The organism is Janthinobacterium aquaticum (assembly GCF_009208565.1).
Taxonomy (GTDB): Bacteria; Pseudomonadota; Gammaproteobacteria; order Burkholderiales; family Burkholderiaceae_D; genus Janthinobacterium.
The window spans coordinates 24,350-48,151 of sequence record NZ_WFLK01000021.1 but is presented as its reverse complement, the minus strand read 5'-3'; the positions used below and the strand labels follow the sequence as shown (position 1 = coordinate 48,151).

Below are 23,802 nucleotides of genomic sequence, written 5' to 3'. Positions count from 1 at the left end.
AATCACCTCTGGAGTGATACATGAAAGCACTGCTCGATCTATTCAAGCAAGTACAGACCAACGAGACCTTCGATGCAATCAAGATCGGTCTCGCTTCGCCTGAGAAAATCCGTTCGTGGTCCTACGGCGAAGTCAAGAAGCCGGAAACCATCAACTACCGTACCTTCAAGCCTGAGCGCGACGGTCTGTTCTGCGCCAAGATCTTTGGCCCGATCAAGGACTACGAGTGCCTGTGCGGCAAATACAAGCGCCTGAAACACCGCGGCGTGATCTGCGAAAAATGCGGCGTCGAAGTCACGCTGGCCAAGGTGCGCCGCGAGCGCATGGGCCATATCGAACTGGCTTCGCCAACCGCGCACATCTGGTTCCTGAAGTCGCTGCCGTCGCGCCTGGGCATGGTGCTCGACATGACGCTGCGCGATATCGAACGCGTGCTGTACTTTGAAGCATATGTCGTGACCGATCCTGGCATGACCCCGCTGAAAAAGTGCCAGATCATGTCGGAAGACGACTACGCTGCCAAGTACGAAGAGTACGGCGACGACTTCACCGCCTTCATGGGCGCCGAAGGTATCCGTGAACTGCTGCGCTCGATCGACATCCACCGCGATGCCGAAACGCTGCGCGTGGAACTGAAGGAATCGAAGTCGGAAGCGAAGATCAAGAAATACGCCAAGCGCCTGAAAGTGCTTGAGGCGTTCCAGCGTTCGGGCATCAAGCCTGACTGGATGATCATGGAAGTGCTGCCAGTATTGCCGCCGGAACTGCGTCCGCTGGTACCGCTGGACGGCGGCCGTTTCGCGACCTCGGATCTGAACGATCTGTATCGCCGCGTGATCAACCGTAACAACCGTCTGAAGCGTCTGATGGAGCTGCGCGCTCCAGAGATCATCACGCGCAACGAAAAGCGTATGCTGCAAGAAGCAGTCGATTCGCTGCTGGACAACGGTCGTCGCGGCAAAGCGATGACCGGCGCCAACAAGCGTCCGCTCAAATCGCTGGCAGAGATGATCAAGGGTAAAGGCGGCCGTTTCCGTCAGAACTTGCTGGGTAAACGCGTCGACTACTCGGGCCGTTCGGTCATCGTGGTGGGTCCACAGCTGAAACTGCACCAGTGCGGTCTGCCGAAACTGATGGCGCTGGAACTGTTCAAGCCATTCATTTTCAACAAACTGGAACTGATGGGTCTGGCGACCACCATCAAGGCTGCCAAGAAACTCGTTGAGATTCAAGAGCCGGTGGTGTGGGACATCCTGGAAGACGTGATCCGTGAACATCCGATCATGTTGAACCGTGCGCCTACGCTGCACCGTCTGGGTATCCAGGCGTTCGAGCCGGTCCTGATTGAAGGCAAGGCCATCCAGCTGCACCCACTCGTCTGCGCGGCATTCAACGCCGACTTCGACGGTGACCAGATGGCTGTCCACGTTCCGCTGTCGATCGAAGCACAGATGGAAGCGCGCACGCTGATGCTGGCGTCGAACAACATCCTGTTCCCGTCGAACGGCGAACCGTCGATCGTTCCTTCGCAAGATATCGTGTTGGGTCTGTACTACGCGACCCGCGAAGCGATCAATGCGAAAAACGAAGGCATGCTGTTCCCTGACGTGTCCGAAGTCATTCGTGCCTACGACAACAAGGAAGTGGAACTGACCACCCGCGTGACGGTGCGTATCGTTGAATTCCCGAAAAACGCCGAAACCGGCGAATTCGAGCAAACGATCACCCGCTACGAAACCACGGTTGGCCGTGCGATCCTGTCCGAGATCCTGCCGAAGGGCTTGCCATTCTCGGTGCTGAACCGCGCGCTGAAGAAAAAAGAAATTTCCAAGCTGATCAACACGTCGTTCCGCAAGTGCGGTCTGCGTGCGACGGTGGTGTTTGCCGACAAACTGATGCAATCGGGTTTCCGCCTGGCGACACGCGCCGGTATCTCGATCTGCGTCGACGACATGCTGGTACCACCTCAAAAAGTCACCCTGATCGCGACGGCCGAATCGGAAGTCAAGCAGATCGAGCAGCAGTACGCTTCGGGTCTGGTGACCGCCGGCGAGCGTTACAACAAGGTCGTCGACATCTGGGGCAAGACCTCGGACGAAGTCGGCAAGGCCATGATGGACCAGCTCAAGGTCGAAGACGTGATCAAGCGCGACGGCACCAAGTCGACGCAGGAATCGTTCAACGCCATTTACATGATGGCCGACTCCGGCGCGCGCGGTTCCGCAGCCCAGATTCGCCAGTTGGCCGGTATGCGTGGTCTGATGGCCAAACCGGATGGTTCGATTATCGAAACGCCGATTACCGCGAACTTCCGCGAAGGCCTGAACGTGTTGCAGTACTTCATTTCGACCCACGGCGCTCGTAAAGGTCTGGCCGATACGGCGCTGAAAACGGCTAACTCCGGTTACCTGACGCGTCGTCTGGTTGACGTGACGCAAGATCTGGTGGTGATCGAGGACGATTGCGGCACCATGAACGGTACCGTCATGAAGGCCCTGGTTGAAGGTGGTGAAGTCATCGAGCCGTTGCGCGACCGTATTCTGGGCCGCGTGGCAGTGCATGACGTCGTCAATCCAGAGACCCAGGCAACGCTGTACGAAGCCGGCACGCTGATGGACGAAGACATGGTCGAAGAGATCGAGCGTCTGTCGATCGACGAAGTCAAGGTGCGCACGCCGCTGACCTGCGACACGCGCTTTGGCCTGTGCGCCAAGTGCTATGGCCGCGACCTGGGCCGTGGCCTGCTGGTCAACGCCGGTGAAGCCGTTGGCGTGGTCGCTGCACAGTCGATTGGTGAGCCAGGTACCCAGCTGACCATGCGTACGTTCCACATCGGTGGTGCGGCATCGCGTGCAGCAGTGGCCTCGTCGGTGGAAGCGAAGTCGAACGGTACCATCCGTTTCACGGCAACCATGCGTTACGTGACCAACGGCAAGGGCGCCCAGATCGTCATTTCGCGTTCCGGCGAAGTGCTGATCACGGACGACCATGGCCGCGAGCGCGAGCGTCATAAAGTACCGTACGGTGCGACCCTGATCGTCAAGGACGGCATGGTCATCAAGGCCGGCACCGCCCTGGCAACGTGGGATCCGCTGACCCGTCCGATCATTACCGAGTACGCCGGTCAGGTGCGCTTCGAGAACGTCGAAGAAGGCGTGACCGTGGCCCGTCAGGTCGATGAAGTAACCGGCCTGTCGACGCTGGTGGCAATCGATGCCAAGCGCCGTGGTTCGCTGACCAAGACGCTGCGTCCGCAAGTCAAGCTGATCAACGACGCCAACGAAGAAGTCAAGATCGCCGGCACCGAACACTCGGTGGCGATCGGCTTCCAGGTCGGCGCGCTGATCATGGTCAAGGACGGTCAACAGGTATCGGTGGGCGAAGTGCTGGCACGTATCCCGACCGAATCGCAAAAAACGCGCGATATTACCGGTGGTCTGCCACGCGTTGCCGAGCTGTTCGAAGCACGTTCGCCGAAAGACGCGGGCATGCTGGCGGAAGTCACGGGTACGGTTGCATTTGGTAAAGAAACCAAAGGCAAGCAGCGCCTGGAAATCACCGACATGGACGGCAACAAGCATGAGTTCCTGATTACCAAGGACAAGCAAGTGCTGGTGCATGACGGCCAGGTAGTGAACAAGGGTGAGATGATCGTGGACGGCCCGGCCGATCCGCAAGACATCCTGCGCCTGTTGGGTATCGAAGCGCTGGCACGCTACATCGTTGACGAAGTGCAGGACGTGTACCGTCTGCAAGGCGTGAAGATCAATGACAAGCACATCGAAGTGATCGTGCGTCAGATGCTGCGCCGTGTTCAGATCGTCAATGCCGGCGACACCAACTACATCGTTGGCGAGCAGGTTGAGCGTTCGGAACTGTTGGACGAGAACGACCGCGTGACTGCAGAGAACAAGATTCCTGCAACCTACGAGAACGTTCTGCTGGGTATTACCAAGGCTTCGCTGTCGACCGATTCGTTTATCTCGGCCGCATCGTTCCAGGAAACCACCCGCGTGCTGACCGAAGCGGCGATCATGGGCAAGCGCGATGGTCTGCGCGGCCTGAAAGAAAACGTGATCGTTGGCCGCCTGATTCCTGGCGGTACGGGTCTGGCCTTCCACCGCGCTCGCAAAGAGAAAGAGCAGTGGGAGATCGAAGAGCGTCAGGCGCTGCTGCAAGCCGAGAAAGCCTCGCTGGCCGACGAAGCTGCCGAAGCACTGCAGGACATCGAGATCCAGCAACACCAGGGCGACGAAGCGTAATCTGACGCTTCAAGCCTGAACAGGAACGGCGCCGGGAGCAATCCCGGCGCCGTTTTTTTTGGCTATGTCACCGTTAGATGTGGGAACGATCCAAGCGCGGCTTTGAGCAAGCTGGTCGCTGAACGTATTCGCTTTGCGTCCAGTATCCAGCGCCAACCCAGATAGTTCGGCAGATAACGCGTGGCAACGCCATGAAATGGCGCCAGCCATTGCCGCAGCCGGCTGTGATAAGCGTTCACATTCTGCACATGCACGGCGCCCCTGACGCGTACTCCCGCCCGCAGATTGACGGCCTCATGACTGATGCCGGTATCGCGTGCAAACGCGCGATACGCTGCGTGACCATCAGTGACCAGCAGCACGTCAGAATCGATGACGGGCTTGAGCCATGTGTGTAACCTTTCTTTCGTCAGTTGCCCTTTGCCGGTGACAAAATCGCGGGTCTGGCCGGTGCGGTCGCGCGCCACCAGGATGCACACGTGTTCGTCGGAGATGCCGCGCTTGCTGGCATGGCCACCGCGCTTGCGTGCCGGACGCTGCAGGTGCCGCGCGCCTTTTTCCGATTCCAGCAGAAATATTTCGTCGGCCTCGACGATGCCATGCAGGCATAGCGGCCGGTCCGTCCTGGCCAGTGCCAGGAACCGGTGACGCCAGCGAAAACTGGTATTGCGGTGTACCTCGACCTGCGCGGCCGCCTTGCGCACGGTAAAGGAATCGAGCATGCAGGCGGCGTAGTCGAGCCACTGGCGTTTGTGACGCAAGCGCGCCAGCGGCGTGCCAGTGAGGCAATTGAAGGTTCTGCCGCATGGTACACAGCGATAGCGCTGCAAGCCGTGTACCTGACCGTGACGGTGACAATGCGTCGAATGACAAGCTGGACAGGCAAGATGGGCAGCGCTGGCGTGGGCCGTTTGCTCGATCAGCGTGATCACGGCCTCTTGCTTGGCCGCGCCGCTGAGTAATTGAATGCTGGCATGGCGCTGATGTTGCGACAGTTGCGTAAACATCGCGGTGAAAGCTTGCCATTGAGCAGGACGCATGATCGTCTCCTGAGGGTGAACACCTCAGTTGGACCAAGAGGCGTCAGGAACGTTCCTATACTTTACGGTGACAGCGCTTTTTTTTCGTCCTTGTCATATGGCAGGCAGCCTTGGTGGCATGCCAGTTTCCGGTGTGTTCATGCTAAGATTTGATGCATGACTGCCCAGGCCCTGTTTACTCCCGCCCAGCAAAAGCTGCTGGGTCTGCTTTTTGTCCGCGTCAACGAAGGCTTTCATCTGAACGAGATCATGCGCCTGACGGGCTTGGGCAGCGCCTCGGCCCAGCGCGAGCTGCGCCGCCTGCACGACGCCGGCCTGATTACCTCTGAGCGCATCGGCAATGTGCGGCGCTTCTGGCCGAACAAGGACAGCCTGGTGTATCCCGAATTGAGTGGCCTGGTGCAGAAAACCTTCGGTCTGGTAGGGGTGTTGAGTGGCGCACTGGCGCGCCTGCGCCCTGCGCCGCAACTGGCCTTCGTCTACGGCGCTACGGCCAGCGAGCGCGATGCAGCGGGCGGCGCCATCGATCTGCTGCTGATCGCCGGCGAGGCCAATTATGGCGATTTGTTGACCGTGCTGGCGCCGGCCGAACGAACCTTGCGCCGCAAGATCAATCCCAACTTGTATACTCTGCTTGATTACCGGCGCCGCCTGCAGGAGGGCCAGCCGTTTTTGCAGCAGGTGCTGCAGCAGCCCAAGTTGTTTGTCACCGGTGATGAGCTGTTGCTGAGGCAATTGGGAAGCGAGACCGCTGCCGGGACTTAACGCGATGGAACCAGCGCATGATCAATAAATTGCAGGCTTTCGGTTTGATTGTTGCCCAGGCGGCGCGCGGCGAACTCACTTTCCCCACCAGCGTCAATTCGGCGCTGCAGCTGCAACTGGCCCTGGCCGAACCCGATTGCCATATCGACCAGGCCATCAAGCTGGTGCTGGCCGAGCCGGTGCTGGCGGCGCGCACCGTGGCGCTGGCCAATTCGGCCGTGCATAGCCGCGGCGCCGGCGCGCCCGTGACCAGCGTGCGCGCAGCTGTGATGCGCATGGGCTACCGCAATCTGTATGCGCTGGTGGCGGCGATGGTGGTGCGCCAGTTCGGCAGCAAAATCGTCGATCCGCTGCTGCGCCAGAAGGCCGAGCAGCTGTGGGAGCATACGGCGCACGTGGCTGCGCTGGCGCATGTGCTTGCGCGCCGCGTCACGCGCATCGATGCCGATACGGCGCTGTTTGCCGGCATCGTGCATGCCGTGGGCGGCTTTTATCTGCTGTCGCGCGCTGACGAATTCCCCGGCCTGCTGGACGATGACGAAGAGCGCTGGATGGAGTCAGCCGAGGAAATCATTTCACGCGAAGTGATCAGGAAGCTGGCCATTCCCGCGCCCGTCAGCGAAGCCATCGAAGGCCTGCGCGACGGCTTGCTGGCCATCCCGCCCGATTCCCTGCTCGACACCTTGCTGCTGGCCAAGCAGCTCTCGCCGGTGCCGTCGCCACTGCAGGTCACGTTTGTGCAAATGCTGACGCCATCGGACTCGGTGATCGATTTTATTATCGACAACGACACGCTGCAGAGCATACTGGCGGAATCAAGCGAGGAAGTCGCCTCGATGAGTGCAGCGCTGCTGGTGTGACGCCGTCATTATGATCATGCATTGGAAATCGCAAGGCGAAAAACGGCGGGCCAGAGGCGCGAGTCTGAGAAAATGCCGATGGCGGCGTTGCAGCTCCTCGCCGACCATTCGTACTGTCTTCGTCGCTGCGCCTTGCCCTCGACATTTTTCAGCCCCGCTTGGCCCGGTGTGCCTGTGCATGCGGCTTGTGGGTCTGTCACCTTTGCTGGTGTGCTGGCACGCGTTTATTTTTGTGCTGCAATCCAGCGGTCCACCTTTGCTTCGAGCAGTTTCAAAGGCAGCGTGCCGTCGCTGAGCACCACTTCGTGGAACTTCGGCAGGCTGAATTTGTCACCTAGTGCTGCCTGGGCGCGCTGGCGCAGTTCGACGATTTTCAGCGAGCCGATCTTGTAGCCCAGCGCCTGGCCTGGCCAGGCCATGTAGCGCTCGGTTTCGCTTTTGGCTACCGCATCGTAGCCCAGCGTGTCGCGCATGTATTTGATGGTCTGCTCGCGCGTCCAGCCCTTGGTGTGCAGGCCGGTATCGACCACCAGCCGCACCGCGCGCAGCATTTCGTCGTTGAGGTGGCCGAAGTACTGCGCCGGGTCGTCGAACAGGCCCATTTCCTTGCCCAGCGTTTCCGCATACAGCGCCCAGCCTTCGGTAAAGGCATTGTTGCCGCCAAAGCGGCGGAAGTTTGGCAGATCCATTTCCTGCACCAGCGCCAGGTGGAAATGGTGGCCGGGCTTGCCTTCGTGCAGGAACAGCGTGGTCATGCCGGTGTCGCCGTACAGCTTGGGATCGGTCACCACCGACCAGAATACGCCAGGGCGCGAGCCGTCGGCGGCTGGCGCCGTGTAATGGTCGGCCGCCGTGTCACGGCTCAGTTCGGGTTCCAGGCGCAGGTCCAGCGGTGCTTTCGGCACCAGCGTGAAGAGCGCCGGCAGTTTGCTGTCGAGCAGCACATTGAGCTTGCGGTACACGTCCAGCACTTCCTGTTCAGTCTTGAACGGACGGTATTTTTCCTGCTGGGACACCCACACCGGCAGGCCGGCTGCTGGCCCCGTATAGCCCATTTTCGGGCCGACAATCGCATACTGCTCCTGGATGCGCGCCACTTCCTTGAGGCCGATGGCATGGATCTGCTCGGGCGTCATGTCGGTGGTGGTGCTGGCCGCCACGCGCGCCTGGTACCAGGCAGCACCATCGGGCAGGGCGCTCCAGCCGCTGCTGGTGCGTCCTGCCGGCAGGTAGTCGTTTTCCATAAAGGTAGCCAGGCGCTGCAGGGCAGGCATCAGCTTGTCCTGGATGACCGCCGTGTAAGCCTGCGTCAGTTGCTGTTTGTCGGCATCGGAAAAACCCGCTGGCAGGTTTTTGACCGGCGTGTAGTACACGCTGTCCTGCGCCGTGGCGCTGACCAGCTTTTTAAATTGCGGCAGCGCTGATTCGATCAGCGCTTTTGGCAGCACCACGCCCTTTTGCATGCCCACGCGCATATTGGCAATCGCCTGGTCGATCCAGCCCGGCAACTGGTCGAGGCGGCTCAGGTAGGCGTTGTACTGCTTGACGGTGGTCAGCGGTTGCGAGGCCTCGCCGCCAGCGTAGTTGGCCAGCGTGACGGGCATGCTGTCCATCTGGTTGAGCGGCAGCAGGTATTCCGGAAAACGCTCGAAGCTCAGTGCGCTGGCCAGTTCGTAATCGAGGATGTCGTAGTTGATCTGGTCGTGTTGCGATAATTGTGCGCGCTTGATGGCATGCAGGCGCTTCTGGAACTGGCGGTACTGCGCAAAGTGTTTGATGCGTGCGGCCGGCACGATGGCCGAACCGAGCTGGTCGTCAAAACGGTTGTCGCCGCTTTCTGTGGCGTTGATCGGTTCGAACCGCGCCTGGGCATCGTAGTACTGGTCGGCCAGCTGCGCCAGCTGGCGCTGCGCCTGTGGCGCACTGGTCTTTACCGGTGCGCCTGGCACTGCCGCGGCAGCCTGCGTCAGCGGCGCATAGGCAAACAACAGGGAGGCGGCCAGGGTGCCGAGGGCGTAACGATGCTTCATGCGCGGTGTCCTTTGTAAGGAGATAAGTCGGGGGAAAGGCCTGTGTCAGGCGGCACCAGGCTTGGCTGTTGCCGGACGTAAGCATACGCCAATGGCCGCGTGGTCAGAAGGAAATATTGCCCTGGCGGGCTTATTTGCCGGCAGCCGGCAGTGCCGCCTTCATTGCCACCCAGCGCGAACTGGCCAGCGGCGTGCAGGTCGGGCAGGGTGAGGCGTCGATCAGGCTGCGGATCTGCGCGGCGCGCTCACCCGTTTGCGGATGCGAGGACAGCCAGCCAGGCAGGCTGGGCTGATCATGGTCTTTCTCACCGAGCTTCTGGAAGAACGTCAGCATGCCGTCCGGGGCGATGCGCGCACGCTGCAACGCCTGCAAGCCCAGGCGGTCGGCCTGCTCCTCCATGCCACGGCTGAATACCATGGCGCCGGCCTGGTGCGCCAGCATGGCGGCCACCGCGCTGATATCGCCGATGGTCACGCCCACCAGCGCGCCCCAGCCCAGGCTGGTGATCATCTGGCGTAGCGAGTGCCGCTGTTCCACATGCTGCACTTCGTGCGCCAGCACGCCGGCCAGTTCGCCCGGAGTGGCCGCCTGGCGCAGCAAGCCCGTATGCACCACGATCACGCCGCCAGGCATGGCAAAGGCGTTGACGCTGTCGTCCTGTTTGACGAACCAGCGGTATTGATAGCGCGAGCCTTGCGTCAGGCGTTGGCCGATTTCCGCTACCACCTGCTGCGCGGCGCCGTCGCTGGCCAGGCCGCCCTGGGCGCGTACCTGCGCCAGCGCCAGCCGACCCAGCTGCTGCTCGGTCGACAGCGGCACCAGTCCGGCCAGCGCACCCACCAGCTTGTCGCCTTGCCACCACAGCAGCGCGGTGGCCAGCACGGCGCCCCCGCCCAGGCCCAGCAGCCAGCCTGAGACCTGGCGCCGGTTATGCCGGCGCGCCTGCCACTGTGATTGCAATTGCGGCTGCAGCGATGCCGGCGCGCTGGCCAGCACGCCGGCCATATCGTCGGGCGTGAGCGGTTTCAATGCCAGTTGCCGGCCGCTGGCATCGAGCCAGTTGAGAAACAGTTCAGGGCCGTCGACGCCGCCCACGCTGACGATCAGTTCGGCTGCGTCGACACTGGCCATGCCGTCGATAACCAGCTGCTGGCCAAAAAAGTGCACCTCGAACGGGCCGGCTGGCGCCGCGTTGGCTGTCAGCAGCATGGCGCGAAACGGTGTCATGCCGCAGCCTCGGCAAAGCGGGTTTCATACAGCGCCGCCATCAGGTCGGACTGGCTGATAATGCCGGCCAGCCGGCCTTCGTCGTCGACGATGGGAATATGGTGATAGCCGGCGTCGGCCATCAGCGGCACCAGGTCGATAATCGGCGTGTGCAAGGTGGCCGTATGCGGCTTGGGCGTCATCAGCTGGCCCGCCACTTCCGGCTTGTCGCTGTGCGACAGGCCGCTGCGCTGCAGCAGCCGTTGCAGGCGCTGGCGCACGCCCTGATAGTCATCGAGGCCGCCATGCAGCAGGAAGTCGCTCTGGGTCAGGATGCCGATCACGCGCATGCCGCGGTTGACTACCGGCAGCGCGCCCACTTCATGCTCGCGCATGCGGCGCCAGGCCTGCTGCAAGGGTGTGCCGAACTCCACGTGCAGCACGTCTTTCGACATGATGTCGGCGCAGGTGACCACGCCGAAGCGGCGCTGGTAGGCGCGCATTTCTGTTTGCAGGAAGATCGCCTGCAGATCGTCGCGGCTGATGTCGAGCACCTCGCTGTGCTGGCGCAGCACGGCGTCGAGGTCGTCCGGCGAAAAGCCCAGCCGCGTGCTGGGCGCTGTGTCGCGCGTGGCGTGCGGATGGGTCGACGCCAGCTGCTGCGTGTGCGGGTAGCGCCGCCCCGTCAGGTTGTTGTACAGCACGGCGAAGGCCACCAGGATGGCTGAATTGAACAGCACGGTAATGAACACGAATTCAAAACCGGCCGCATGCACGGTGGCGCCGCCGACCACGGTGGTCAGCGCCACGGCGCCGCCGGGCGGGTGCAGGCAGCGCGTCAGGAACATGACGGCAATGGCCATGCAGGCAGCCAGTGCCGCCACGCCGACGCTGGCGCCCAGCCATTTGACGCACAGCACGCCGGCCAGGCCCGACATCACATTGCCGCCTACCACCGACCATGGCTGGGCCAGGGGACTGGCCGGCAGGCAGAACAGTAATACGGCCGAGGCACCCATGGGGGCGATCAGATATATGCTTGCGCTATCGGGCGCCAGCAGGAAGTGGCAGCTCAAGCCGGTCAGCAACAGGCCGCAGATGGCCCCGGCGCAGGCGCGCAATTGCTCGCGCCGGCTACCGTTATTCGGCTGTGGCAGCCAGCGTGCAAGGGAAGAATCAGACATGGGGATGGCGCGGCAGGTTACGCGCTGCTCTTTCGGAGCCTGTCATTATCACATGACGACAGTTTCTTTGCTGAGCAGTGTTATACGATTTGCGAATAAGCTCAGTGCTAATAAATTGTGGATATTTTTTGCAAGCAGGCATATTCTAGAGTGTCGCGCCGGCTGGCCAGTCGCCCGCCGGCCCTTGTTTTTTCTTTTAGGAGCCATGCATGCGCTTATCCGTCCTTCTTGCCAGCCTGATGATTTCCGGCGCCGCCCTGGCTGCAGCGCCCGAGCCTGCCAAAGCGCCGGCCGTTGCCCAGCATCTGCCTTACAGTACCACGGCCGACGCCAAAGCCGATGTGGCCCATGCGCTGGCCGAAGCCAAGGCCGCCCATGTGCCGGTGCTGCTGATCTTTGGCGCCAACTGGTGCGAAGACTGCCGCGCGCTCGATAAAGCCTTGAAAGAAGGCAAAAACGCCCAGCTGATGCAAAAGGAGTTCAAGGTGGTCAAGGTCGATGTCGGCAACTTTGATCATAACCTCGACGTGGCCCAGGCCTACGGCAACCCGTTGAAAAAAGGCATTCCTGCCGCCGTGCTGGTGTCGAGCGAGAACAACCAGGTGCTGTACGCCACCAAAGGCGGCGAGCTGGCCAATGCGCGCCGCATGAGCGAGAGCGGCATCTACGATTTCTTCAAGCAGGCCGCCAGCGTCAAGGCGCCGGCCATCTAAATCAGCCTGGCAGGCCGTGGGCGATCAGCGCCAGCGGCAGTTCGGTGCTGTACTTGATCTGTTCCATGGAAAAGGCCGATGACACGCCCAGCAACTGGGCTGCCTTGATCAGCTTTTTGTAGAACGCGTCATAACCCTTGATGTCGGTGGTCACCACCTTGAGCAGGTAATCGATATCGCCGCTCATGCGGTGGAACTCCTGCACTTCCGGCATCACGATCACGGCTGCGGCAAAGCGGCGCAGCCATTTTTCATCGTGCTGGCCGGTGCGCACGCTGACAAACACCGTCACCGGCAGACCCACCTTCTGCCGGTTGACGATGGCCACCCGGCTTTCGATATAGCCTTCCTCCTCCAGTCGCTTGACGCGCTTCCAGCAGGGCGTGCCCGACAAGCCTATTTTTTCGCTCAAGGCAGCAATCGACAGCGAGCCGTCGCTCTGCAGCGCGGCCAGGATGGCATAGTCGAATTTGTCGAGCGTGGCGTCAGGTGAAAACATTTTTATTTCTCTTATTTTGTAGCATGAACATGCTGCATAGTATCGCGTCTGGAGTAATTTTTGGCATATCTTTACCGATGCCAGCCGGTAGACTGTTTGTCTGACTTCCTAACCATTCCCCGCCGCCATGCAAGAAATCTATCTCGACAACAATGCCACCACCCATGTGCTGCCAGCCGCTGTTGCCGCCGCCCGCCAGGCGATGGAACTGGGTTTTGGCAATCCCAGCAGCACGCACGCCACCGGCCTGCAGGCGAAAGCCATGATGGAGGCGACGCGTCAGCGCGCGCGCCGCCTGCTGGGGGTGGGGGAAGGGCGGCTGATGTTCAACAGCGGCGCCACCGAAGGCATCCAGACGGCCGTGCTGTCGGCGCTGTGCGCGCTGCGCGAGCGGCGCGACGCCGGCGAGTCAATCGGCAGCCTGCTGCTGTATGGCGCGACCGAACACAAGGCCGTGCCGGAAAGCCTGGCGCACTGGAACCGCCTGCTGGGCCTGGGCCTGACCTTGCGCAAGCTGCCGGTCGACAGCGACGGGCGTCACGACCTGCAGGTGCTGGCGGCGCTGATCGACGATACGGCCATGCTGTGCACCATGGCGGCCAATAACGAGACGGGCGTCATTTCCGACCTGTCGTCGATCGCGCAACTGTTGCAGGAACGCGGCAGCGACGCCTGCTGGATGGTCGACTGCGTGCAGGCGCTGGGCAAGCTCAAACTGAATCTGGCGGCCACGCGCATCGACTACGCCCCGTTTTCCGGCCACAAGCTGTATGCGCCCAAAGGCATCGGCATGCTGTATGTACGCGCCGGCGCACCATTTACGCCGCTGATCATGGGCGGCGGCCAGGAGGGCGGCCAGCGTTCGGGCACCGAGAACATGGCCGGCATCGCCGCGCTGGGCGCAGTGCTGGCGGCGCTGGAAGACGGCCACACTTTCTGCAGCCACACCGAAATGGCGGCCATGCGTGCGCGGCTGGTGGCCAGCCTGCAGCATGCACTGCCCGGCGTGGTGTTCAATATGCCGCTGGCTCTGTCACTGCCGACCACGCTCAATTTCTCGGTGCCCGGATTGTCGTCCAAGGAGCTGCTCGACCTGTTCGATGCGGCCAGCGTGCGCGTCAGTTCCGGCAGCGCCTGTTCGGCCGCCAAAGCTCTCCCCAGCTATGTGCTTGAAGCGATGCAGGTGCCGCAGTGGCGCGCCAGCTCGGCCATCCGCCTGTCGTTCGGTCCGTTGACCGACGCCGCCACGATTGCCGCCGCCTGTGTGCGCATCGAGCGCTGCGGCGAGGCGCTGCGCAACAGCGGCTTGCTGGCGCCGGCCGCAGCGGCCGCACCGGAGAACGCAACGGTATCGTCCTTGCTGCGCGATGGCGTGACCGAACTGTCGTTTGACGGCCAGCGCAGCTGGCTGCTGTGCGATGCGGCCAGCGCCAGCTGCGCCATCATCGATCCGGTGCCGGCGCTGGTGCCGCGCCTGGCCGCCTTCGTGCAGGGCCACGCCTACCGCGTGCGCGCCATTGTCCATACCGGCGCCGTGAGCGACTTCCGCGCGGCGCACCTGGCGCTGCTGCAAACGCTGGACTTGCAGCAGCTGGAGAACTTCGATGCTGACGGTAGGCTGGCGCTGGGCGCGCAGAGCTTGCGCCGGGTCGAGTGCGGCGCGGCCAGCGTCTATCTGCTCGATCAGCGCTTTGCGTTTCTGGGCGCCGTGGCGCCGCAGGTGCTGGCGCCGGGCCTGCTGGCGCCCGGCACCGTGCTGTGCACGGCGCACGATGATGGCAGTGTCTGCAACACCGTACGCGCCGCTGCGGGCAGTGTGGTGCCGGGCGTTGCGCGCCAGCTGGCGCCGGCGGAATTGCCGGCCTTCCTGCTGGCGCATCCCGACGCGCTGGTGGTCGATGTGCGCGAAGCGTACGAACATGCGGCCTGCACCGCCAGCGTGTTCGATGGCTGCCAGGTGGCGAGCGTGCCGCTGAGCCGCCTGGCCAATACCGTGGACGCCTGGCTGCAACAGCCGCAGCGCCCGCTGGTGTTTTTCTGCCGCAGCGGCAACCGCAGTGCGCGCGCGGCAGCCTGCCTGCAGCGCCTGGGACACGCCAACGCCTGGCAGCTGCAGGGTGGCATGGCGCTGGCGCAACTGTCGTTGCAGGCGCAGCCGCTGGCGGCCTGAGGCCGTAGTATTGCCAAGTGGAATCGTTCGCCGCGATTCCACCTCCATTTCCTTCACTTCCCTTGCCAATACCGCGCGTATGTTCGCTAGCGCACGGTGGCGCTGGCCGTGCGCCCCTACGATGAAGTTCAGTAAATCTCCCTGAACCCTGAGATTCGTCGCAACGCTACGGCGCATTGCACTTCGCAGGTGCGGCCGTTGCATGCTCATGCGCGCACCTAGCGAGGCCAAGTTGAAAGAGTACACCGCAGTAATCAAGCACAAGATCGCCCAGTGGAAGGGCGCGCTCCATGATAATTCCCGCTTGGCTTCCCGCTTAGCTTCCCCCTTGGCAGACAGTTTTGACGCCGCCCGCGACGATGCCTTGCCGTTGCGTTCCGAATTGTTCAGCGCCATGCAGATGGCGGCCCACGGCAAGCAGCTGGCCGCCAGCCATCAGGTGGGCAAGCGACAGGGGCGCGACCGCCTGCTGGCGCGCCTGACCGACAATGCGGCCTTGATTACCGCCACCATCAATGAGCTGACGGCCACCGTGAAAAACGGCCGCCAGGTCACGCCCGCGTCCGAATGGCTGCTCGATAACTTCTACCTGATCGAAGAACAGATCCGCACCACCCGGCGCCACCTGCCGAAAAACTACAGCAAGGAGCTGCCGCGCATCCTGTCGGGGCCGGACGCCGGCTGTCCGCGCGTCTACAAGATTGCGCTGGAAATCATCTCGCACGGTGACGGCCATGTGGACCTGGAAAACCTGTGTCATTTTGTCGAGGCCTACCAGGATGTGGCCACGCTGACGCTCGGTGAGTTGTGGGCGGTGCCCATCATGCTGCGCCTGGCGCTGATTGAAAACCTGCGCCGCGTGGCTGCGCGCGTGGCCGACGACCGCCTGCAGCGCGATCTGGCCAACGGCTGGGCCGACCAGATGACGAAGATTGCCGAAAGCAATCCGAGTGGGCTGATCCTGCTGGTGGCCGACATGGCGCGCTCCAACCCGCCCACCAGCAGCGCCTTCGTGGCCGAGTTTTCACGCCGCCTGCAAGGCCAGGGCCCGTCGCTGGCGCTGCCGCTGACCTGGCTCACGCACAAGCTGGCCGAGAACGGCCTGACCATCGAGCAGCAGGTGCAGGCCGAAATCGGCCAGCAGGCCGCCGACCAGGTGTCGATTGCCAACAGTATCGGCAGCCTGCGCTTTCTGGGTACCATGGACTGGCAGGAGTTTGTCGAAACCATGAGCGTGGTCGAGCAGACCTTGCGGCTCGACCCGGCCGGCACCTACGGCGCGATGGACTTTGCCACCCGCGACACCTATCGCCACGCCATCGAACGCATTGCCAAACGCAGCAGCCGCAGCGAAATGGAAGTGGCTGAAATGGTGGTGCAGCTGGCGCACACGCATGGCGCCGGCAACGATGCGCGGCGCGGCCATATCGGCTATTACCTGGTCGACCGCGGCGTACTGATTCTGGAAAAACAGGCCGGCGCCAGACTGCCGCTGCGCGAAGCGCTCGAGCAGACGGCGCGCGCGGCACCGCTGACGGTGTATCTGGGAGCGATCGCCTTTCTGAGCCTGGCAGCCACCTCGCTGCTGCTGGAACGGGCCGTGCGCTACGGCGTCGAAGGCTGGCTGCTGGCCGCCATCGGCATGCTGGCGCTGCTGGGCAGCAGCCAGCTGGCGGTGGCGCTGGTGAACTGGGTGGCAACCCTGATGACCTCGCCGCATCCGCTGCCGCGCCTCGATTACAAGGCAGGCATTCCGTCGGATGCGCGCGGCATGGTGGTCATTCCCACGCTGATCTACAGCGCCGCCAACGTGGCCACGCTGTGCGAGACGCTGGAAGTGCATTACCTGTCGAATCGCGACCCCAATCTGCGCTTTTGCCTGCTGACCGATTTTGTCGACGCACCGACGCAGACCCTGCCTGGCGACGAGGCTTTGCTGCAGCAGGCGCAGGCGGCAATCCGGGCGCTCAATGACAAATACCGCCTGCCTGACGAGCAGTCAGGCGACAATCGCGACGACGGTGGGGCGTCTGCCGAGGAAGAGCCGGGTCACACCGGCCCGTTCCTGCTGCTGCACCGTCCGCGCCTGTGGAACTCGCAGCAGAACGCCTGGATGGGACAGGAGCGCAAGCGCGGCAAGCTGTCCGACCTGAATGCCTTTTTGCGCGGCGGCGCGCGCGACAAATTCTCGCTGGTCGAAGGTGAGCTGCGCGGCCTGCGTACCATCAAATACATCATCACGCTCGATACCGACACGCAGCTGCCGCGCGATGCGGCGCGCCACTTTATCGCCACCATGATGCATCCGCTGAACCGCCCCGTGCTCGACGCGGCCGGCTCGCGCGTGATCGCCGGCTACGGCATCCTGCAGCCGCGCGTGGCGGTGGCGCTGCCCAGCGACAATCCCTCGCATTACGAACTGCTGTGCGGCGGCGAGCCTGGCATCGACCCGTACACACGCACCGTTTCGGACCTGTACCAGGATGTGTTTTACGAAGGCTCGTTTATCGGCAAGGGCATCTACGACCTCGACATGTTCGAGCGCGTACTGGGCCAGCGCCTGCCCGACAACAAGATTCTCAGCCACGACCTGCTCGAAGGCTGCTATCTGCGCGCCGGGCTGCTGAGCGACGCGCAGCTGTACGAGCAATACCCGACCCGCTATGACGCCGACGTCAGCCGGCGCCAGCGCTGGATCCGTGGCGACTGGCAACTGCTTGGCTGGCTGTTGGGCCGCGTGCCCGGCCGTGGCGGCAAGCGCGAACGCAATCCGCTGTCGATGCTGTCGCGCTGGAAGTTGTTCGACAATCTGCGCCGCAGCGTGGTGGCGCCGGCCTGCGTGCTGTCGTTCCTGCTGATCTGGGGCTTCCTGCCGCACGTGGCTTACTGGAGCGTGGCGGTACTGGCGATTATCTTCCTGCCGCCGGTCACCTCGGCCCTGTACGACCTGTTGCGCAAACCACGCGATACGTTGTGGCGCCAGCACCTGGCCGCTTTCGAGCGCCGTTGCGGCGTGCAGTTCTCGCACGCCATGCTGACACTGGTGTTCATGGCCTACGAGGCCTATATCAGCGTGGACGCGATCGCGCGTACGCTGTGGCGCCTGAACGTCTCGCACAAGCGCCTGCTCGACTGGCGCGCCTCGAATCTGCACCGTGCCGGCAGCACGCAGGGCGACAGCTGGCGCGCCATGTGGTTCTCGCCGCTGCTGGCCGTGGCGGTGGCCGCGGCGCTGGCGGTATGGCGTCCTGAAGCACTGCCCGCAGCGGCCATTGTCCTGCTGCTGTGGTTCGTTGCACCGACCATTGCCTGGGCCATCAGCCGGCCGATCCAGCGCGCCGTGACGCGCCTGTCGCCCGAGCAGGGCGAGTTCCTGCACGGTGTGGCGCGCAAGACCTGGGCTTATTTCGATACCTTTGTCGGCCCGGAAGACCACTGGCTGCCGCCGGACAATATGCAAGAGCATCCAAGCATGGTGGTGGCGCACCGCACGTCGCCCACCAATATCGGGCTGGCGCTGCTGGCCAATCTGAGTGCGTATGACTTCGGCTATCTCACCATGGGCCAGCTGATCGAGCGCAGCCGCGCTACCTTGCATACCATGGGTGAGCTGGAACGCTACCAGGGCCATTTCTACAACTGGTACGACACGCAAACCCTCAAGCCGCTGCAGCCGATCTATATTTCGACGGTCGACAGCGGCAACCTGGCCGGCCATCTGCTGACGCTCCAGCCCGGCCTGGTCGAGCTGTATGACGCGCCGATTATCGGCGTGCAGATCGTCAGCGGCATCCGCACCACGGCGCAGCTGCTGCAGCACTATATGAAGGTGGAAAACGAAGGCCGTGGCGCGCGCGATGCGATGGCGCTGCTGTTGGCCGACGCGGCGCCGGCCAGCCTGCCCGAGTGGCACGCCTGGCTGGCCGCTGTCAATACGGCCGCCGACGCGCTGCTGACGATGTCGCTGCACAGCAGCGATGGCGATGGCGAGCAGGCCATGTGGGCCGATGCGCTGGCGCGCCAGTGCCGCGCTGCGCTGGCCGAACTGCTGCAGCTGGCGCCGTGGGCCGCGCATGCGGGCCTGGCGGCCGAACTGGCGCGCGTGCCGACGCTGCGCGAACTGGCCAGCCTGGCCGTGCCGCCTGACGCGCTGCCGGAACTGGCCGCGCTGCTGGCGCAGGGCCGCGAAGAAGCGGCGCGCAGCATGCGCGATATTGCCCAGGCGGCCGGCCAGGCGCGCGACTTTGCGCAGATCGAATACGGCTTCCTGTACAACCCGTCGACCAAGCTGCTGGCGATCGGCTACAACGTCAGCGAGCGCCGCCTCGACAACAGCTATTACGACCTGCTCGCTTCGGAAGTGCGCCTGGCCAGCTTTGTCGCCATCGCCCAGGGCCAGTTGCCGCAGGAGCACTGGTTTGCGCTGGGCCGCCAGCTGTGCATGGTGGCCGGCAAGCCGGTGCTGCTGTCGTGGAGCGGCTCGATGTTCGAGTATCTGATGCCGCTCTTGGTGATGCCCAACTACCCGAACACGCTGCTGGACCAGACCTACCAGTCGGTGATCGACGTGCAGATCGATTACGGGCGCCAGCGCGAAGTGCCGTGGGGCGTGTCCGAGTCCGGCTACAACACCGTCGACGCCAGCCTCAATTACCAGTACCGCGCCTTTGGTGTGCCCGGCCTGGGCCTCAAACGCGGCCTGGCCGACGATCTGGTGATCGCGCCGTATGCCAGCATGATGGGCCTGATGGTGCAGCCCGAAGCATCGTGCCAGAACCTGGAGCGCATGCGCGACGCCGGCTACATGGGCCGCTACGGCTTTTTCGAGGCAGTCGACTTTACGCAAGCGCGCCTGCCGCGCGGCCAGGACAGCGCCGTGATCCGTTCCTTCATGGTGCATCACCAGGGCATGGGTTTCCTGGCGCTCAGCTACCTGCTGCACGACCGTCCGATGCAGCGCCGCTTCGAGTCCGATCCGCTGCTGCAGTCGGCGCTGCTGGTGCTGCAGGAACGCACGCCGCAGGCCGGCGCCTTTTATTCCAATACGGCCGAACTGGCAGTGCTGCGCACCGGTGCGGCCGATGCCGCCATGCCGATGCGCGTGCTGACGCAAGCCAACAGCGCCGCGCCGGAAACGCAGCTGCTGTCGAACGGCCGCTACCATGTGATGGTCAGCAATGCGGGCGGCAGCTACAGCCGCTGGAAAGACCTGTCGGTCACGCGCTGGCGCGAAGACAGCACGCGCGACAACTGGGGCAATTTTTGCTATCTGCGCGACCTCGATGACGGCCATGTCTGGTCCACCACCTACCAGCCGACGCTGGTCGAGCCGAAGAAGTACGAAGTGGTGTTTTCGGAAGGGCGCGTCGAGTTCCGTCGCGCCGACCATGGCCTCGAGCTGTATACCGAAATCGTGGTTTCACCGGAAGACGATATCGAGATACGCCGCACCCGCATCAGCAACAACTCCAACCGCGAGCGGCGCATCGAGATCACCAGCTTTGCCGAAGTGGTGATGGCGCCGGCCGCAGCCGACGCTGCCCACCCGGCCTTCAGCAAGCTGTTCGTGCAGACTGAAATCCTGGCGCCGGAACACGCGATTCTGTGTACGCGCCGGCCACGTTCGAAAGAAGAGCAGATGCCATGGCTGCTGCACCTGGTGAATGTGCATGACGGGCTCGGTCAGGAGGTATCGTTCGAGACCGACCGTGCGCGCTTTATCGGCCGTGGCAATACGGCCCAGCTGCCGCTGGCGCTGCAGCAGGACGGGCCGCTGAGCGGCAGCGATGGCTCGGTGCTCGACCCGGTGGTGGCGGTGCGTTATGTGCTCACGCTGGCGCCTGACCAGGCGGTGACGGTCGACAGCGTGACCGGCATGGCCGAGCAGCGCGATGCGGCGCTGCACCTGATCGACAAATACCGCGACCGCCATCTGGCCGACCGCGTGTTCGAACTGGCCTGGACCCACAGCCAGGTGGTGCTGCGCCAGTTGAACGCCAGCGAGGCCGACGCCCAGCTCTATGCGCGCCTGGCCAATGCGGTGATTTATCCGACTGCGGCGCTGCGCGCCGAAGCGGGCATTTTGCTCAAGAACCAGCGCGGCCAGTCCGGCCTGTGGGCCTACGCGATTTCTGGCGACCTGCCGATCGTGCTGCTGCAGATCCGCGATCCGGCCAACCTGGAACTGGCGCGCCAGATGGTGCAGGCGCATGCCTACTGGCGCCTGAAAGGGCTGATCGTCGACCTGGTGATCTGGTACGAAGACCAGAGTGGCTACCGCCAGCTGCTGCAGGAACAGATCATGGGCCTGATCGCCTCGGGCATCGATGCGCAGGCGATCGACCGCCCGGGTGGCATCTTCGTGCGCCTGGCCGAGCAGATCGCCATCGAAGACCGTATCTTGCTGCAGTCGGTGGCGCGCGTGATCATCAGCGACACGCGCGGTACGCTGGCCGAGCAGGTCAGGCGGCCAGCCAGCCCGGTACTGCGCATGCCGCCGCTGATGCAGGACATGGCCCGCATCGCCGACACCGAGCCTTACCGCGCACCATCGCGCGAGCTGATTTTGCATAATGGCCTGGGTGGCTTCACACCCGACGGCAGCGAGTATGTGATCACCACCGGCGAAGGCGAACGCACGCCGGCGCCGTGGTCCAACGTGCTGGCCAATGCGCAGTTCGGCAGCGTGGTGTCCGAGAGTGGCCAGGCGTATACCTGGAGCGAGAACGCGCACGAATTTCGCCTGACGCCATGGCATAACGACCCGGTTTCGGACCTGTCGGGCGAAGCGTTTTATATCCGCGACGAAGACAGCGGCCAGTTCTGGTCGCCCACGGCCCTGCCCACGCGCGGCAGCGGCGACTATGTGACGCGCCACGGTTTCGGCTACAGCGTGTTCGAGCATGCCGAAGGCGGCGTGGCCACCGAACTGTGTACCTACGTCTCGCTCGATGCGCCGGTGCGCTATTCGGTGGTCAAGGTACGCAATGACAGCAACGTGGCGCGCCGCCTGTCGGTCACCGGTTACGTGGAATGGGTGCTGGCCGACCTGCGCGCCAAGTCCGGCATGCATGTGGCCACCGAAGTCGATTCGATCAGCGGCGCGCTGTTTGCGCGCAATAACTACAACACCGAGTTTTCCGGGCGCGTGGGCTTTTTCAGCACCGACGCCAGCATCCGTTCGGTCACCTGCGACCGCAATGAATTCATCGGCCGCAATGGCACGCTGGCCCAGCCGGCAGCTTTGCGCCGGGTGCGCCTGTCCGGCAAGGCCGGTGCGGGCCTGGACGCCTGCGCGGCGATCCAGGTGCCGTTCGAGCTGCAGCCGGGCCAGGAGCGCGAAATCGTGTTCGTGCTCGGCGTGGGCGGGCGCCGCAATGCCGACGCCAGCACCCTGGTGCAGCGCCATCAGGGCCGCGAGGCGGCGCGCACCGCGCTCGAACAGGTACGCGCGCACTGGCAGCAAACGCTGGGCGCGGTGCGCATCGAAACGCCCGAGCAGTCGCTCGACGTGATCGCCAACGGCTGGCTGATGTACCAGACCATTGCCTGCCGCCTGTGGGCGCGCAGCGGCTATTACCAGTCCGGTGGCGCCTACGGCTTCCGCGACCAGTTGCAGGACGCCATGGCGATGATTCATACCCGGCCCGAACTGCTGCGTGCGCATCTGCTGCTGTGTGCGGCGCACCAGTTTGTCGAAGGCGATGTGATGCACTGGTGGCACCCGCCGTCCGGCCGTGGCGTGCGCACCCATTGCTCGGATGATTATCTGTGGCTGCCGCTGGCTGCCTGCCGTTATGTGCTGGCTACCGGCGACATGGATGTGCTGTCGGAAAGCGCACCGTTTATCGAAGGACGCGCCGTCAAGCCGGAAGAGGATTCGTACTACGACCTGCCGGCCGCCTCGAACCAGTCGGCCGATCTGTACGAGCATTGCGTGCGGGCGATCCGCCACGGCCTGCGCATGGGTGTGCACGGCCTGCCGCTGATGGGTTCATGCGACTGGAACGACGGCATGGACAAGGTCGGCGAACATGGCAAGGGCGAGAGCGTGTGGCTGGCCTTCTTCCTGTATGAAGTGCTGCAGCGCTTTGCCGAAGTGGCCACCTTGCGCGGCGATGCGGCCTTTGCCCAGACCTGCCGCGATGAAGCGACCAAGCTGGCTGCCAATGTCGAGCAGAACGCCTGGGATGGCGAATGGTATCGCCGCGCCTATTTCGACGACGGCACGCCGCTCGGTTCGCACACCAACGAAGAGTGCCAGATCGATTCGATCTCGCAAAGCTGGGGCGTGCTGTCCGGCGCGGCCGACCAGGAACGCGTGGCCGGCGCCATGCGTCAGGTTGATGCACGCCTGGTGCGGCGCGATTCGGGCGTGATCCAGCTGCTCGATCCACCGTTCGACAAGGCTGATCTGAACCCCGGCTACATCCGCGGCTATGTGCCCGGCGTGCGTGAAAACGGCGGCCAGTACACGCATGCCGCCATCTGGACCGCAATGGCTTTTGCACGCCTGGGCGAGGCGGCCAAGGCGTGGGAGCTGCTGCGCATGATCAACCCGGTGCGCCATGGCGCCGATGCGCAGTCGGTGGCGCGCTATAAGGTCGAGCCGTATGTGGTAACGGCCGATGTCTATGCCGTTTCGCCGCATGTGGGGCGCGGCGGCTGGAGCTGGTACACCGGGTCTTCGGGCTGGCTGTACCGGCTGATCGTCGAGTCGCTGCTGGGCGTGTCGCGCGAAGCGGACCGGCTGCGCCTGGCGCCGTGCCTGCCGGCCGAGTGGGACCGCTTTACGCTGCACTACCGCTACGGCCAGAGCAGCTACGCCATCACGGTGGAAAAGGCCGGCGCACGCCAGCCTGGCTTGAGCGTCGATGGCGCGGCTGTCCCTGGTGACGCCATCGAGCTGCGCGATTTGGGGCGGGAAGTGCCGGTGCTGCTGCTGGTCTAGCAGTGAAAGACTGTGTCATGTCGGCCGCCACTGTTGTGGCGTGCCGACAAGATGATTATTTGCAATCATTGAGTTACGCAATTGACTCGCGCAATTGAGTCGTAGAATGGTGGTTCTTCTTA

The 23,802-nt window shown here is 63.4% G+C and carries 11 protein-coding genes; 6 read left to right on the top strand and 5 right to left on the bottom strand.

All coding sequences use genetic code 11. The features are described 5' to 3' along the window. The first annotated feature begins 20 nt into the window (after window positions 1–20). Window positions 21–4,262 (top strand): DNA-directed RNA polymerase subunit beta', encoded by a 4,242-nt coding sequence (gene rpoC / locus GCM43_RS24645; RefSeq protein ID WP_152248518.1) that lies wholly within the window; start codon window positions 21–23, stop codon window positions 4,260–4,262. A gap of 62 nt (window positions 4,263–4,324) precedes the next feature. Here rpoC and GCM43_RS24640 read toward each other — a convergent pair whose 3' ends face one another. After that, window positions 4,325–5,302, bottom strand: a complete 978-nt coding sequence (locus GCM43_RS24640) for an IS1595 family transposase (protein ID WP_152248517.1) — start codon at window positions 5,300–5,302, stop codon at window positions 4,325–4,327. Window positions 5,303–5,458: 156 nt separating this feature from the next. Between GCM43_RS24640 and GCM43_RS24635 the strand changes: the two genes are divergently transcribed. Both GCM43_RS24635 and GCM43_RS24630 read left to right on the top strand, forming a co-directional pair. Next, the gene (locus tag GCM43_RS24635) at window positions 5,459–6,067 is read left to right on the top strand and encodes a helix-turn-helix domain-containing protein (RefSeq protein WP_152248516.1); all 609 of its coding nucleotides are present in this window, start codon (window positions 5,459–5,461) and stop codon (window positions 6,065–6,067) included. Window positions 6,068–6,084: 17 nt separating this feature from the next. Continuing rightward, complete coding sequence (locus GCM43_RS24630) at window positions 6,085–6,927, top strand: HDOD domain-containing protein (RefSeq protein WP_152248515.1); 843 nt, start codon at window positions 6,085–6,087, stop codon at window positions 6,925–6,927. A 224-nt stretch (window positions 6,928–7,151) separates the two neighbouring features. Here the strand turns inward: GCM43_RS24630 and GCM43_RS24625 are convergent, their stop codons facing one another. The 3 genes from GCM43_RS24625 to GCM43_RS24615 all read right to left on the bottom strand — a co-directional run bounded on the left by GCM43_RS24625 (window position 7,152) and on the right by GCM43_RS24615 (window position 11,348). Further along, complete coding sequence (locus GCM43_RS24625) at window positions 7,152–8,957, bottom strand: DUF885 domain-containing protein (RefSeq protein ID WP_152248514.1); 1,806 nt, start codon at window positions 8,955–8,957, stop codon at window positions 7,152–7,154. A gap of 130 nt (window positions 8,958–9,087) precedes the next feature. After that, window positions 9,088–10,185, bottom strand: a complete 1,098-nt coding sequence (locus GCM43_RS24620) for a M48 family metallopeptidase (RefSeq protein WP_152248513.1) — start codon at window positions 10,183–10,185, stop codon at window positions 9,088–9,090. Beyond that, window positions 10,182–11,348 carry an HPP family protein gene (locus tag GCM43_RS24615; RefSeq protein ID WP_152248512.1) on the bottom strand — a complete coding sequence of 389 codons (1,167 nt, stop codon included), beginning with the start codon at window positions 11,346–11,348 and terminating at the stop codon, window positions 10,182–10,184. Before GCM43_RS24615 ends, GCM43_RS24620 begins: the two co-directional genes overlap by 4 nt. A 209-nt stretch (window positions 11,349–11,557) precedes the next feature. Between GCM43_RS24615 and GCM43_RS24610 the strand changes: the two genes are divergently transcribed. After that, window positions 11,558–12,061 (top strand): thioredoxin family protein, encoded by a 504-nt coding sequence (locus GCM43_RS24610; RefSeq protein ID WP_152248511.1) that lies wholly within the window; start codon window positions 11,558–11,560, stop codon window positions 12,059–12,061. Between the two features lies 1 nt (window position 12,062). On the opposite strand, the gene GCM43_RS24605 is transcribed toward GCM43_RS24610, so the two are convergent. Then, window positions 12,063–12,560, bottom strand: a complete 498-nt coding sequence (locus GCM43_RS24605; protein WP_152248510.1) for an Lrp/AsnC family transcriptional regulator — start codon at window positions 12,558–12,560, stop codon at window positions 12,063–12,065. 127 nt (window positions 12,561–12,687) lie between these two features. On the opposite strand from GCM43_RS24605, the gene GCM43_RS24600 reads away from it, so the two are divergent. Further along, window positions 12,688–14,730 (top strand): aminotransferase class V-fold PLP-dependent enzyme, encoded by a 2,043-nt coding sequence (locus GCM43_RS24600; RefSeq protein WP_152248509.1) that lies wholly within the window; start codon window positions 12,688–12,690, stop codon window positions 14,728–14,730. Between the two features lie 394 nt (window positions 14,731–15,124). Further along, entirely contained in the window at window positions 15,125–23,680 is an 8,556-nt protein-coding gene (locus tag GCM43_RS24595; RefSeq protein WP_413770988.1) for a GH36-type glycosyl hydrolase domain-containing protein, read from the top strand. The last annotated feature ends 122 nt before the right edge of the window (window positions 23,681–23,802 follow it).